The sequence below is a fragment of the Escherichia sp. F1 genome, from assembly GCF_046764225.1.
Classification (GTDB): Bacteria; Pseudomonadota; Gammaproteobacteria; order Enterobacterales; family Enterobacteriaceae; genus Escherichia; species Escherichia coli.
On record NZ_CP177202.1, the window covers coordinates 43,764 to 59,320 of the forward strand.

The 15,557-nt window shown below is 53.4% G+C and carries 6 protein-coding genes; 4 read left to right on the plus strand and 2 right to left on the minus strand.

Annotation, left to right across the window (positions count from 1 at the left end; all coding sequences use genetic code 11):
* Positions 1-160: 160 nt before the first annotated feature.
* Both adeQ and ACK8NJ_RS00215 read left to right on the plus strand, forming a co-directional pair.
* Positions 161-1,495 (plus strand): adenine permease AdeQ, encoded by a 1,335-nt coding sequence (gene adeQ / locus ACK8NJ_RS00210; RefSeq protein ID WP_001362489.1) that lies wholly within the window; start codon positions 161-163, stop codon positions 1,493-1,495.
* Positions 1,496-1,547: 52 nt separating this feature from the next.
* On the plus strand, positions 1,548-2,000 hold the full coding sequence (locus ACK8NJ_RS00215) for a DUF1198 domain-containing protein (protein ID WP_001295241.1): 453 nt from the start codon (positions 1,548-1,550) through the stop codon (positions 1,998-2,000).
* A gap of 115 nt (positions 2,001-2,115) precedes the next feature.
* Here the strand turns inward: ACK8NJ_RS00215 and ACK8NJ_RS00220 are convergent, their stop codons facing one another.
* Complete coding sequence (locus ACK8NJ_RS00220) at positions 2,116-2,439, minus strand: helix-turn-helix domain-containing protein (RefSeq protein WP_000125643.1); 324 nt, start codon at positions 2,437-2,439, stop codon at positions 2,116-2,118.
* Complete coding sequence (locus ACK8NJ_RS00225; RefSeq protein ID WP_122988444.1) at positions 2,423-2,776, minus strand: type II toxin-antitoxin system RelE/ParE family toxin; 354 nt, start codon at positions 2,774-2,776, stop codon at positions 2,423-2,425. The genes ACK8NJ_RS00220 and ACK8NJ_RS00225 overlap by 17 nt, the downstream gene beginning before the upstream one ends.
* Positions 2,777-3,009: 233 nt before the next feature.
* Between ACK8NJ_RS00225 and nepI the strand changes: the two genes are divergently transcribed.
* Entirely contained in the window at positions 3,010-4,194 is a 1,185-nt protein-coding gene (nepI, locus tag ACK8NJ_RS00230) for a purine ribonucleoside efflux pump NepI (RefSeq protein ID WP_001288548.1), read from the plus strand.
* Positions 4,195-4,395: 201 nt separating this feature from the next.
* Entirely contained in the window at positions 4,396-15,528 is an 11,133-nt protein-coding gene (gene iatC / locus ACK8NJ_RS00235) for an inverse autotransporter adhesin IatC (RefSeq protein ID WP_411962023.1), read from the plus strand.
* The last annotated feature ends 29 nt before the right edge of the window (positions 15,529-15,557 follow it).

Sequence of the window (15,557 nt, forward strand, 5' to 3'; positions counted from 1 at the left end):
GATTTTATCAATTTGATTATTATTTATCATAAAGAAACGTCGCGAGATTATTAAAGAATATCCATTAATGCGCAATTGAAATGTGATAATTATCACTGAACCGTTGTTGTCATTTGTTTTACAAAAGCAAGGGATTAAATCTCCTCCAATGGACAAAAAAATGAATAATGACAATACCGATTACGTGAGTAATGAATCAGGGACGCTTTCGCGATTATTTAAACTACCTCAGCATGGGACCACCGTCCGCACAGAATTGATTGCGGGGATGACCACTTTTTTAACCATGGTGTACATCGTTTTTGTGAACCCGCAAATCCTCGGCGCGGCACAAATGGACCCGAAAGTGGTGTTTGTTACCACCTGTTTGATTGCCGGTATCGGCAGTATTGCGATGGGGATATTTGCTAACTTACCCGTGGCGCTGGCTCCGGCAATGGGGCTGAACGCCTTCTTTGCGTTCGTGGTCGTGGGGGCGATGGGTATCTCCTGGCAGACCGGGATGGGCGCGATATTCTGGGGCGCAATTGGGCTATTTTTGCTCACGCTATTTCGTATCCGGTACTGGATGATCTCCAACATTCCATTAAGTTTACGTATTGGTATCACCAGCGGAATCGGATTATTTATCGCCTTAATGGGATTAAAAAATACTGGCGTTATTGTCGCCAATAAAGACACCCTGGTGATGATTGGCGATTTAAGTTCTCACGGCGTGTTGTTAGGTATTTTAGGGTTTTTTATTATAACCGTGTTGTCATCACGTCATTTTCATGCCGCGGTGCTTGTTTCTATTGTGGTGACGTCTTGCTGTGGCTTATTTTTCGGTGATGTTCATTTTAGCGGTGTCTATTCCATTCCGCCTGATATTAGCGGCGTCATTGGTGAAGTAGATTTGAGCGGCGCGTTAACACTTGAACTCGCCGGTATCATTTTCTCCTTTATGCTGATCAACCTATTTGATTCATCAGGAACATTAATTGGTGTAACTGATAAAGCTGGCTTAATAGATAGTAACGGTAAATTCCCCAATATGAATAAGGCGCTGTATGTTGATAGCGTCAGTTCGGTGGCGGGCGCATTTATTGGTACCTCATCTGTTACCGCCTATATTGAAAGTACTTCTGGTGTGGCGGTCGGTGGTCGCACGGGGCTGACTGCGGTTGTGGTCGGCGTTATGTTCCTGTTGGTTATGTTCTTCTCACCGCTGGTGGCGATGGTTCCTCCTTACGCAACCGCCGGAGCGTTAATCTTTGTTGGCGTGCTGATGACTTCGAGCCTGGCGCGCGTTAACTGGGATGATTTTACCGAATCGGTGCCCGCATTTATTACCACGGTGATGATGCCCTTTACTTTCTCGATCACCGAAGGGATTGCACTTGGCTTTATGTCGTACTGCATCATGAAAGTGTGCACCGGGCGCTGGCGCGATCTGAACCTGTGTGTGGTGGTGGTCGCAGCTCTGTTTGCACTGAAGATTATTCTGGTGGATTAGTAACTGGCGAGGGTTTCCAGATATCATGAGTTCTGATTACGCAGGAGAACTCATGATCTGGATAATGCTCGCCACGCTGGCGGTAGTGTTTGTGGTTGGTTTTCGGGTGCTGACATCCGGGGCCAGAAAAGCGATTCGCCGTCTCAGCGATCGGCTGAATATCGATGTCGTACCCGTGGAGTCGATGGTCGATCAAATGGGAAAGTCAGCCGGTGACGAATTTTTACGTTATTTGCATCGTCCGGATGAGTCGCACCTGCAAAACGCCGCGCAGGTGTTGCTCATCTGGCAAATTGTCATTGTCGATGGTAGCGAACAGAACCTGCTGCAATGGCATCGGATTTTACAAAAAGCCCGCCTTGCCGCGCCGATTACCGATGCTCAGGTCAGGCTGGCGCTGGGTTTTCTGCGCGAAACCGAACCTGAAATGCAGGATATTAATGCTTTTCAGATGCGCTATAACGCGTTCTTTCAGCCTGCCGAGGGCGTTCACTGGCTGCATTAAAACCGCTTCGTCTTATCAGCCTACAGACCGCGCCTGACCTGTAGGGTGGATAAGGCGTTCACGCCGCATCCGGTATCGGAACTGACAGTAGGTGAACGCATTATCTACGTTCTATTTACAGCAGCACCTCCAGCCCGTGTTTTTGCACAATGCTGAGCAGTTTTAATGAAATGCCATTGGGGCGTTTAGCGCCACTTTCCCATTTTTGTACAGTTGAAACGCTGGTATTGAGATAGTGAGCGAAGACGGGCTGACTCACTTTTAATTTTTCCCTCAGTGCTTTTATCTCAACAGGTTGTAAGTCTTGCACGCTGGTCAGGCAGGCTTTGTCAAAAGTACGCATCGTTTCAGCAGAAATAGCATCGACGCTGGACAATCCAGCCGCTGCGCTGTGAATAGCCTCAAATGCAGGACTTTTAAATTTAGTTTTTGCAGTCATAGCAGATCTCTGTCAGTTCTTTAGTGTTAATCATTGCTGTTAGTTGGGCTTTCGTCAGGAAGGCATAATGCTTTGCAAGTTCACGAAACCCAGCCAGTTCCTGACTATTGATGTTCGACATATCCTGTTTTGCATATAAAAACGTGTAAAACCAATTGCTTCCCCCTTTCGCCAGAATAATTGCACGCTCACGATTTTTGTGAAGGCGCTTTTTAAAAACGCCACCACCAAGTACATCAGCTTTACCTTGTTCCGTTTCTAAAATGGCCCGGCACAACTCTTCATCTGTTATTGCATGAGACCTGGCTTCCCTTGCAAACCATTTGGTTTTAAACACGCGCATATCGTTGAGGTCCTGTTATTAAAGTATATCACCAAGTGCAATACTTTATCCCTTGTTCCCAACACAATCGCGAAAATACATATCACCTTGCCCTATGATTTTTATTTCTTCGAGCAGCCTCGAACTTTTCCCACAACACCGTAAAAGTTGCAAAAACGTTAAATACGTCACACATTTCAATGTTAAAGTGGTCGGCTTTTCCCCTGAAACATGCCACGGGTAACACCATGAGTGAATTTATTGCCGAAAACCGCGGCGCGGATGCCATCACCCGACCGAACTGGTCAGCCGTTTTCTCGGTGGCGTTTTGCGTCGCCTGTCTGATTATCGTTGAGTTTTTGCCCGTCAGTTTGTTGACGCCAATGGCCCAGGATTTAGGCATTTCGGAAGGGGTTGCCGGGCAATCGGTGACCGTGACCGCCTTTGTGGCAATGTTTGCCAGTTTGTTTATTACCCAGACAATTCAGGCCACTGACCGCCGCTACGTTGTTATTTTGTTTGCCGTTTTGCTGACGCTCTCCTGCTTGCTGGTTTCCTTTGCTAACTCATTCAGTTTGCTTTTAATCGGTCGTGCCTGTCTGGGGCTGGCGCTGGGCGGGTTCTGGGCGATGTCGGCGTCGCTGACCATGCGTCTGGTACCGCCGCGTACGGTGCCGAAGGCGCTGTCGGTGATCTTCGGCGCGGTTTCTATTGCGCTGGTGATTGCCGCACCGTTGGGCAGTTTTTTAGGCGAGCTTATCGGTTGGCGCAATGTCTTTAATGCGGCGGCGGTGATGGGCGTACTGTGTATTTTCTGGATTATCAAATCATTGCCCTCGCTGCCAGGCGAACCCTCGCATCAGAAACAAAATACTTTCCGCTTATTACAACGTCCGGGTGTGATGGCAGGGATGATCGCCATCTTCATGTCTTTCGCCGGGCAGTTTGCTTTCTTCACATATATTCGCCCGGTGTATATGAACCTGGCGGGATTCGGCGTGGATGGCTTAACTCTGGTGCTGTTGAGTTTTGGTATCGCCAGCTTTATTGGTACGTCGCTTTCGTCGTTCATTCTTAAACGTTCGGTAAAACTGGCCTTAGCAGGCGCGCCGTTAATACTGGCTGTGAGTGCGTTGGTGCTGACGTTGTGGGGAAGCGATAAAATCGTTGCTACCGGCGTGGCGATTATCTGGGGGCTGACTTTTGCATTGGTTCCTGTCGGCTGGTCAACGTGGATCACCCGCTCACTGGCCGATCAGGCAGAAAAAGCCGGGTCTATTCAGGTGGCGGTTATTCAGCTTGCTAATACCTGTGGCGCGGCAATCGGTGGTTATGCGCTGGATAATATTGGTCTGACTTCGCCGTTGATGTTGTCCGGCACATTGATGTTGCTGACGGCGTTATTGGTCACCGCAAAGGTGAAAATGAAGTAACGTATTTACAGGAGGGGTTACTGCTCTGGCGGGAAGCTCTCCTGTTCTTCCTCCTGATAATCCTTGATCAGGTATTGTTCTTATCTTGTTGTTATTTCCATTATTCCGCCTGTATTCATCATTTGCTAATCATGAATCATCATTTTCCCTCATGTTAAAGAAAGGTCATTTAATCTGAACACATAGCGACAGGGATGACAAATGGCAGGGAAAGCGCATGGGAATGGCGATCGTCGGGGCGATATCACCATATGTGGATTGGGGGATCGTCTACGTCGTCTGACCGCCGGTATTTGTCTGATAACACAAACTATATTCCCTGTTATGGCCGCTGCCCCTACGCATATTAACCCTGCGCATTCGGATACTGCCACGTCACTGATCCTGCCGAACGTTAAAACTATTCCATATACCCTGGGTGCGTTGGAATCGCCACCAACGGTCGCGGCACGCTTTGGTATCACCGTTGATGAATTACGTCGCCTGAATCAGTTCCGTACCTTTGCGCGGGGCTTTGACAATGTGCGTCAGGGCGATGAAATAGATGTGCCCCTCATTAACAGTAACAGCCCTGAAGCGCGCAACCTGAAAGCAATGCAGATGGAGCGCGACGGCAAAGATCCGCAAATGCAGGTCGCGGAAGTGGCGCAGCAAAGCGGAACACTTTTAGCGCGCGATATGGACAGCGAACAGGCTGCGAGTATGGTGCGTGGCTGGGTGGCTTCTTCTGCCTCTGCGCAGGCAACGGACTGGCTCAGTCGTTGGGGAACTGCCCGGGTATCTCTTGGTGTGGATGAAGATTTCAGCCTTAAAAGCTCGTCATTTGAATTTCTCCATCCCTGGTACGAAACGCCGGATAACCTGGTCTTCAGCCAGCACACACTTCACCGTACGGATGATCGCACTCAAACCAACCACGGTATCGGCTGGCGTTATTTCACACCGAGCTGGATGTCTGGCGTCAATATGTTTATCGATCATGACCTGACCCGCTATCACACCCGAACCGGGATGGGCGTTGAATACTGGCGCGATTACCTGAAACTGAGCGGCAACGGTTATCTGCGCCTGAGTAACTGGCGTAGTGCACCGGAACTGGACAATGACTATGAAGCACGTCCGGCGAACGGTTGGGATCTTCGCGCCGAAGGCTGGTTACCGGCCTGGCCGCAGCTGGGCGGCAAGCTGGTCTATGAACAATATTATGGCGATGAAGTGGCGCTGTTTGGTAAAGACGAGCGACAAAATGATCCTCACGCGATTACCGCAGGTTTGAGTTACACCCCCGTTCCCCTGATCTCCTTTAGTGCCGAGCAACGGCAGGGCAAACAGGGAGAAAACGACACCCGAATTGGTATGGAGTTGACGTTGCAACCCGGTCATTCACTGCAAAAACAGCTCGATCCGGCTGAAGTTGCAGCACGACGCAGCCTTGTGGGCAGTCGCTATGACCTGGTCGATCGTAATAACAATATTGTCCTTGAATATCGCAAGAAAGAGCTGGTGCGGCTGACGCTGACCGATCCGTTGAAAGGCAAGCCGGGTGAGGTTAAATCGCTGGTTTCTTCCTTACAAACCAAATATGCGCTGAAAGGTTATGACATTGAAGCAGCCTCCCTGCAATCAGCGGGCGGAAAAGTAGCAGTTTCCGGCAAGGATATTCAGGTCACTATTCCTCCCTACCGATTCACGGCAATGCCTGAAACCGACAACACTTACCCGATAGCGGTTACAGCGGAAGATTCGAAAGGAAATTTCTCCCGGCGTGAAGAAAGTATGGTGGTCGTGGAAAAACCCACACTAAGCCTCACCGATTCAACGCTTTCTGTCGATCTGCAAATCCTGCTTGCTGATGGAAAATCAACCTCAACGCTGACCTATACCGCGCGAGATTCCAGCGGCAAGCCAATCCCCGGTATGACGTTAAAAACACAGGCGAAAGGTTTGCAGGATTTCGCCTTAAGCGAATGGAAAGACAACGGTAACGGAACCTATACCCAAATAGTTACCGCCGGGAAGACGTCTGGCGCGTTATCGCTGATGCCGCAATTTAACGGCGACGATATCGCTAAGACGCCAGCGCTGATTGCTATCGTGGCGAATACAGCATCCCGCGCTGACTCCACGATTGAGACAGACCAGGATAATTACGTCGCGGGTAAGCCGATAGTCGTTAAAGTGACCCTGAGAGATGATAACGGCAACGGGGTTACCGGACGAAAAGAACTTCTCAAACAAACCGTTAAAGTTGACAACACGAAGGCTGATGCCGTTAGTGCCTGGACGGAAGAAAGTGAGGGAATTTACAAAGCAAGCTATACGGCCCATCTCATTGGCGACAAATTAACGGCCCAGCTGACGATGCCCGGCTGGCAAACCAAACATTCGGATGCGTTCAGTATTGCGGGTGATAAAGATACCGCCAAAATCGCTGCGATGCAGATCACCGCGAATAACGCAGTTGCCAGACGCGATCACAATACCGTCGCTGTGACGGTCAGGGATGTGCATCAAAATTTACTGCAGGGACAAAATGTTACCTTCACGGTCGTGAATGGTGCGGCGGTTTTTGCCGATCCAAATGGCGGTATTGTGACGACAGATAAAGACGGGATTGCCAGCATTAACCTTGCCAGTGACCAGGCGGTAAACAGTCTTATCAAGGCCGAGATCAATGGCAGTAGTCAGTCTGTGGAAGTGAGCTTTATCACTGGCGATATCTCGCAGCTGACCTCCACCATCAAAACGGACGATGTGACATACACCGCGGGTGGCCAGATAAAAGTGTCCGTCACCCTTATGGATGAGCAGAAAAACCTGGTGAAAGGGATGGCTTCGCTGCTGGCGGGTAGCAGTGTGGTCGAGGTGAGCGGTACAGATAAAAATGAAACGGGTAACTGGAGCGAAGAGTCTGATGGCGTTTACACCACCACCCGAACCGCGAAGATTGCTGGCGATCGCCATTACGCCACGCTGAAACTATCGACATGGAGTAGCGCGCAGCAATCCGATGCGTATGCCATCCGCGAAAGCGGAGCTGTGTTGGCTTATTCCTCCATCGTTACCGACAAAACGACCTACACCGCGGGCGGCGCGATAAAAGTTACGGTAACACTCAAGGATAGCTATGAAAACCTGGTCGGGGGGCAACGAGACGCTATCAACCTGGCTATCCAGCTGCCAAATACAAAAGCGGAAAGCATCGCCTGGAATGAAGATCAAAAAGGAATTTATACCGCAACGTATACCGCCTTACTCCCTGGCACCGGTTTAAAAGCACAGCTACAGATGGCCGGCTGGGCGAGCGCTTTGACTTCAAATGATTACAGTATTAGTGGCGATGCCGCCAGCGCACAAATTGTCGCGATGCAAGTGACAACGGGTAACCCGGATGTGCTGGCGAATGGCAGCGATCGACATACGGTGAATGTCCGGGTGGAAGATCAGTTTGGCAATGTGCTGCCGGAGCAGACCGTCACCTTTACGGTGACGAAGGGGGCGGCTGTATTTGCCAATGCAGGGCAGAGCGCAGATATCAGGACGGATGCGCATGGCATGGCAGAGGTTGATCTGAGCAGTACCGTAGCGGATGCCAGCACTGTTGAGGCTAAGATCAATCAAAGCAGCGATAGTAAAACGGTGAACTTTGTTGCTGATGTTAGCACGGCGCAGGTCGCGGAGCTGGTGGTGATTAAGGATGGTTCAGAGGCGGACGGTTCGACGGCGAACACGCTGCGGGTGAAGGTCACCGATGCGTTCGGTAATACGCTTGCCGGGCAGACGGTCAGCGTGTTGGCGGACAACAGCGCAACGGTTGCTCCGGTGGTCATCACAGGGCCGGACGGCACGGTGGAGATCTCAGTCACCAGCCAGACCGCCGGAACCAGTGCGGTCACCGCCAGCATCAACAACAGCAGCCAGAGCCGGAACGTGACGTTTGTCGCCGATGTCAGGACGGCGAAGATCGCTGATCTGGTGGTCATTAAGGATGGTTCAGAGGCGGACGGTTCGACGGCGAACACGCTGCGGGTGAGGGTGACGGATGCGTTCGGGAATACGCTTGCTGGGCAGACGGTCAGCGTGTTGGCGGATAACGGCGCAACGGTGTCTCCGACGGTCACTACAGAGCCGGACGGCACGGTGGAGATCAGTGTCACCAGCCAGACCGCCGGAACCAGTACAGTCACCGCCAGCATCAACAACAGCAGCCAGAGCCGGGATGTGACGTTTATCGCCGATATCAAGACGGCGCAGATCGCTGATCTGGTGGTCATTAAGGACGGCTCAGTGGCAGACGGTGCAATGGCGAACACGCTGCGGGTGAGGGTGACGGATGCGTTCGGTAATGTGCTTGCCGGGCAGACGGTCAGCGTGTTGGCGGACAACGGCGCAACGGTCACTCCGACGGTCACCACACAGCCGGACGGCACGGTGGAGATCTTTGTCACCAGTCAGACGGCGGGGATCAGTACAGTCACTGCAACCATCAACAACAGCAGCCTGAGCCGGAACGTGATGTTTGTCGCGGATGTCAGGACGGCGCAGATCGCTGATCTGGTGGTCATTAAGGACGGCGCAGTGGCAGACGGCGCAATGGCGAACATGCTGCAGGTAAAGGTTACCGACGCGTTCGGTAATGCGCTTGCCGGACAGACGGTCAGCGTGTTGGCAGGCAACGGTGCCACGGTTGTCCCAACGGTGATTACAGAGCCGGACGGCACGGCGAAGATCCCTGTCACCAGCCAGACGGCGGGAGTCAGTGCAGTCACCGCCAGCATCAACAGCAGCAGCCAGAGCCGGGATGTGACGTTTATCGCCGATGTCAGAACGGCGCAGATCGCGAGTCTGGAGGTGACGCAGGATAACGCCGTGGCTGACGGCGCAATGGCGAACACGCTGCAGGTGAGGGTCACCGATGCGTTCGGTAATACGCTTGCCGGGCAGACGGTCAGCGTGTTGGCGGACAACGGCGCAACGGTTGCTCCGGTGGTCACCACGCAGCCGGACGGCACGGTGGAGATCAGTGTCACCAGCCAGACGGCGGGCAGCAGTGCGGTCACCGCCAGTATCAACAACAGCAGCCTGAGCCGGAACGTGACGTTTATTGCGGATGTCAGGACGGCGAAGATCGCTGATCTGGTAGTCACCCGGGATAACTCAGTGGCAGACGGTGCAATGGCGAACACGCTGCGGGTGAGGGTCACAGATGCGTTCGGGAATACGCTTGCCGGGCAGACGGTCAGCGTGATGGCAGACAACAGCGCAACGGTGTCTCCGACGGTCACTACAGAGCCGGACGGCACGGTGGAAATCAGTGTCACCAGCCAGACGGCAGGCACCAGTGCGGTCACCGCCAGTATCAACAGCAGTACCGCGAGCCGGAACGTGACGTTTGTTGCAGATGTCAGGACGGCGAAGATCGCTGATCTGGTGGTCATTAAGGACGGCTCAGTGGCTGACGGCGCAATGGCGAATATGCTGCTGGCGAGGGTCACCGATGCATTCGGTAATGCGCTGAATGGACAGACGGTCAGCGTGACGGCAGGCAACGGCGCAACGGTTGCTCCGGTGGTCACCACGCAGCCGGACGGCACGGTGGAGATCAGTGTCACCAGCCAGACGGCGGGCAGCAGTGCGGTCACCGCCAGTATCAACAACAGCAGCCTGAGCCGGAACGTGACATTTATTGCGGATGTCAGGACGGCGAAGATCGCTGATCTGGTGGTCATTAAGGATGGTTCAGAGGCGGACGGTTCGACGGCGAACACGCTGCGGGTGAGGGTGACGGATGCGTTCGGTAATGCACTTGCCGGGCAGACGGTCAGCGTGTTGGCGGACAACGGCGCAACGACTGCCCCGACGGTCATCACAGAGCCGGAAGGTACGGTGGAGATCTCAGTCACCAGCCAGACGGCGGGAGTCAGTGCAGTCACTGCAACCATCAACAGCAGTACTCAGAGTCAGAACGTGACATTTATCGCCGATGTCAGGACGGCGAAGATCGCGGATCTGGTGGTCATTAAGGATGGTTCAGAGGCGGACGGTTCGACGGCGAACACGCTGCGGGCGAGGGTGACCGATGCGTTCGGTAATGCGCTTGCCGGGCAGACGGTCAGCGTGATGGCAGGTAACGGCGCAACGGTCGCTCCGACGGTGATCACAGAGCCGGACGGTACGGTGGAGATCTCAGTCACCAGCCAGACCGCCGGAACCAGTGCGGTCACCGCCAGCATCAACAACAGCAGCCAGAGCCGAAACGTGACGTTTATTGCCGATGTCAGCACGGCGCAGATCGCTGATCTGGTGGTGACGCAGGACGGCTCAGTGGCAGACGGTTCGACGGTGAACATGCTGCGGGTGAGGGTCACCGATGCGTTCGGTAATGCGCTTGCCGGACAGACGGTCAGCGTGTTGGCAGGCAACGGCGCAACGGTTGCTCCGACGGTCACCACGCAGCCGGGTGGCACGGTGGAGATCAGTGTCACCAGCCAGACGGCGGGGATCAGTACAGTCACTGCAACCATCAACAACAGCACCCTGAGTCAGAACGTGACATTTATCGCCGATGTCAGGACGGCGAAGATCGCGGACCTGGTGGTCATTAAGGACGACTCAGTGGCAGACGGTGCAATGGCGAATATGCTGCGGGCGAGGGTCACCGATGCGTTCGGTAATACGCTTGCCGGACAGACGGTCAGCGTGTTGGCAGGCAACGGTGCCACGACTGCTCCGACGGTCACCACGCAGCCGGACGGGACGGTGGAAATCAGTGTCACCAGCCAGACCGCCGGAATCAGTGCGGTCACTGCAACTATCAACAACAGCACCGCGAGCCAGAACGTGACATTTATCGCCGATGTCAGGACAGCGAAGATCGCTGAACTGGAGGTCATCCGGGATAACGCGGTGGCAGACGGTTCGACGGCGAATACGCTGCAGGTGAAGGTCACCGATGCTAACGGTAATACGCTTGCCGGACAGACGGTCAGCGTGATGGCAGACAACGGTGCAACGGTCGCTTCGACGGTGACCACAAAGCCGGACGGCACGGCGGAGATCTCTGTCACCAGCCAGACGGCGGGCACCAGTGCGGTCACCGCCAGCATTAACAACAGCAGCCAGAGCCGGAACGTGACGTTTATCGCCGATGTCAGCACGGCGCAGATCGCGGATCTGGTGGTCATTAAGGATGGTTCAGAGGCGGACGGTTCGACGGCGAACACGCTGCGGGCGAGGGTCACCGATGCGTTCGGTAATACGCTTGCCGGGCAGACGGTCAGCGTGTTAGCAGACAACGGTGCAACGGTCGCTTCGACGGTCACCACGCAGCCGGGCGGCACGGTGGAGATCTCTGTCACCAGCCAGACGGCGGGGATCAGTACAGTCACCGCCAGTATCAACAGCAGCAGTCAGAGCCGGGATGTGACATTTATCGCCGATGCCAGCACGGTGCAGATCGCGGACCTGGTGGTCATTAAGGACGGCTCAGTGGCAGACGGTTCGACGGCGAATACGCTGCAGGTGAAGGTGACCGATGCGTTCGGGAATGCACTTGCCGGACAGACGGTCAGCGTGTTGGCGGACAACGGCGCAACGGTTGCTCCGACGATGACCACAAAGCCTGACGGGACGGCGGAGATCTCTGTCACCAGCCAGACCGCCGGAATCAGTGCGGTCACTGCAACCATCAACAACAGCACCGCGAGCCGGGACGTGACGTTTATCGCCGATGTCAGGACGGCGAAGATCGCGGACCTGGTGGTCATTAAGGATGGTTCAGAGGCGGACGGTTCGACGGCGAACACGCTGCGGGCGAGGGTGACCGATGCATTCGGTAATACGCTTGGCGGACAGACGGTCAGCGTGATGGCAGACAACGGAGCAACGACTGCCCCGACGGTGATCACCGAGCCGAACGGGACGGCGGAGATCTCTGTCACCAGCCAGACGGCAGGAATCAGTGCAGTCACTGCCAGCATCAACAGCAGCAGTCAGAGTCAGAACGTGACGTTTGTCGCCGATGTCAGGACGGCGAAGATCGCTGATCTGGTGGTCATTAAGGACGGTTCAGAGGCGGACGGTTCGACGGCGAACACGCTGCGGGTGAGGGTCACCGATGCGTTCGGGAATGCGCTGAATGGGCAGACGGTCAGCGTGATGGCAGGCAACGGTGCAACGACTGCCCCAACGGTGATTACAGAGCCGGACGGCACGGTGGACATCTCTGTCACCAGCCAGACGGCAGGAACCAGTACCGTCACTGCCAGCATCAACAACAGCACCCTGAGCCAGAACGTGACATTTATCGCTGATGTCAGGACGGCGCAGATCGCGGATCTGGTGGTCATTAAGGATGGTTCAGAGGCGGACGGTTTGACGGCGAACACGCTACGGGCGAGGGTGACCGATGCGTTCGGTAATGCGCTTGCCGGGCAGACGGTCAGCGTGTTGGCGGACAACGGCGCAACGGTCGCCCCGACGGTCACCACGCAGCCGGACGGTACGGTGGAGATCTCTGTTACCAGCCAGACGGCGGGGATCAGTGCGGTCACAGCCAGCATCAACAACAGCAGTCTGAGCCGGAACGTGACATTTATCGCCGATGTCAGCACGGCGAAGATCGCTGATCTGGTGGTCATTAAGGATGGTTCAGAGGCAGACGGTTCGACGGCGAATACGCTGCAGGTGAAGGTCACCGATGCTAACGGTAATACGCTTGCCGGACAGACGGTCAGCGTGTTGGCAGGCAACGGTGCCACGACTGCTCCGACGGTCACCACGCAGCCGGACGGCACGGTGGAGATCAGTGTCACCAGCCAGACGGCGGGAGTTAGCGCAGTCACCGTCAGCATCAACAGCAGCAGTCAGAGCCGGGACGTGACATTTATCGCCGATGTCAGGACAGCGAAGATCGCTGAACTGGAGGTCATCCGGGATAACGCGGTGGCAGACGGTTCGACGGCGAATACGCTGCAGGTGAAGGTCACCGATGCTAACGGTAATACGCTTGCCGGACAGACGGTCAGCGTGTTGGCAGGCAACAGCGCAACGGTCGCTTCGACGGTGACCACAAAGCCGGACGGCACGGTGGAGATCAGTGTCACCAGCCAGACGGCGGGCACCAGTACAGTCACCGCCAGCATCAACAACAGCAGCCTGAGCCGGAACGTCACCTTTGTACCGGGTGACGCATCGCAGCTCACTTCAACCGTTGAAACAAATAAGTCGAACTACACGGTTGGAGAGACAATCACCATCACGGTAACGCTCCGGGATGCGTTCGATAATCTGGTAACCGGTGCAGCTTCACAGTTAGCCGCTGATGGTGTGCTGACGGTGGCTGGCACTGACCCGTCAGAAACGGGAAGCTGGGTTGAATCAGGTGGCGTGTATACCACAACCCGAATGGCGACGATTGCCAGTACCAATCAGCACGCCAACCTGCAATTGCAGACGTGGAGTGATGGCGTAACGTCAGATCGCTATGACATACAGTCCGGTTCTCCGGCGCAAGCCACATCAACTATCGCTACGGATAAAAACGCCTACACCGCTGGTGACACTATAACCGTCGCTGTGACGCTGAAAGACGCGCACGGTAACCTGGTTGAAGGGGGCGAGTCCTTATTGTCTGGTGATAACGTAACAGTAGAAGGAGCCGTACGTTCAGGAGGATGGTCTGAAACCGCCGGTGTTTATACTGCTACATGGTCGGCGCAAATGGCGGGAGACTCTCACCACGCGACGCTGAAGTTGTCTGAATGGGGCAGCAGTAAACAATCAGAGAGTTATTCCATCCACAGCGGTGCTCCGGTGCAGGCAAATTCTGCTATTAGGACAGATAAATCGGCATATATCGCCGGGGAGCCATTAACCGTCACAGTAACGTTACGGGATGAGTTTGGTAACCCTGCTTTCGGGCTGACATCAGAAGTCATCGAGTCTTATATCGATAATTTCGCGGTAGGCGGCGCAACTCCCGATTCTATGCAGTGGGTCGAGCAGAATAATGGTGAATATACCATTGTTTGGACAGCATGGGTTGCCGAGGAAAATCTGGTTGCCAGTCTGAAATTAAAAACATGGGCAGCGGAGATTAAGTCCTCTCTATACGGGATACAACCAGGTGCAGCGGCAAAAACTCAATCAACGATTGTCGCGGACAAAACTATATATATCGCTGGGGATAGCATAACGGTGACCGTTGTTCTTAAAGATGCCCAGGATAACTTTATTACTGATGGCGTTGTTCAGCTTAATGAGGAAAACGTACAAGTCAGGAATGCGGATCCTATCCAGGGCAATAATTGGGTTTACAATGGCAATGGTATATATCAAAGACAGTATATGGCGCATTTTGCGGAAGCGAACTTGAATGCGCAATTGAAGATGACTGGTTGGAGCGATGCCAATTATTCAAATAGCTACATGATTAAACCAGGTGAAGTAAGTATGCTTCGTTCACAGCTTCGTATACGCGAAGTTTTAGTGGTAGCTGGGGCGGATATACCTGTTAGTGTTCTATTATCTGATGAATTTGGTAATCCGGTTGATAACGGTCTGGAATTGCTGACAGAGGATGCGGTGTTCTTACAAAATGTGGAAAAGAAAGAGGGGACTAAATGGGTGTCAGTGGGTGAAGGCAGATATGAGCGTACCTATAGGGCCTACAAAGAAGGAGAAAACTTAAACTCATATCTACATATTAATGGTTGGTATGTAAACGGGCAACCGTCTTATACCATCCTACCTTTTGTCGAAGTCGAGTCGCTGAGTGTTAATGGTGTAAGATTCAGGGCGACAGATGGTTTTCCAGAAACAGGGTTTGATGGTGCAAAATTCACGCTGTTACTAACCCATAATATGAGAAATACGGATTATAATTGGACGGCTGGGATTTATGGAATTAATGTTGACAGTAATGGAGAAGTAACATTATCTCTGCTAATAAGAAGTGAAGTTACTATTACCGGGAAACCCAAGAATGGTAAAGGGAATGATGTTGTATTTAAATTCAAGATTAAAAAATGGTTTACTAGTTTAGGTGCTGCCAGTAGTAATACCTGGGATATCATAAATGCTTCATGCAGCTATGGTCAAATGCCGTCATCTTTAGAATTAGCGCAGCGGCCAAGCGGTGGGGTAGTACCGCGAAAAGTAGGTACGTTGTGGGGCGAATATGGTAATTTGAAAACTTATGGGAACGCTTTTAGCGGTACGGATTATTGGACAACCACTCAGCTCTTAGGGGTACACGAGAAATTTAATCCTGAAACTGGTATATCAGAGCTTGGGACAGGAAAGTCTTCTGGCTTGTGTGTAGAGTATTATTAACGAAGTAATCACTAAATTGCCCTGCATCA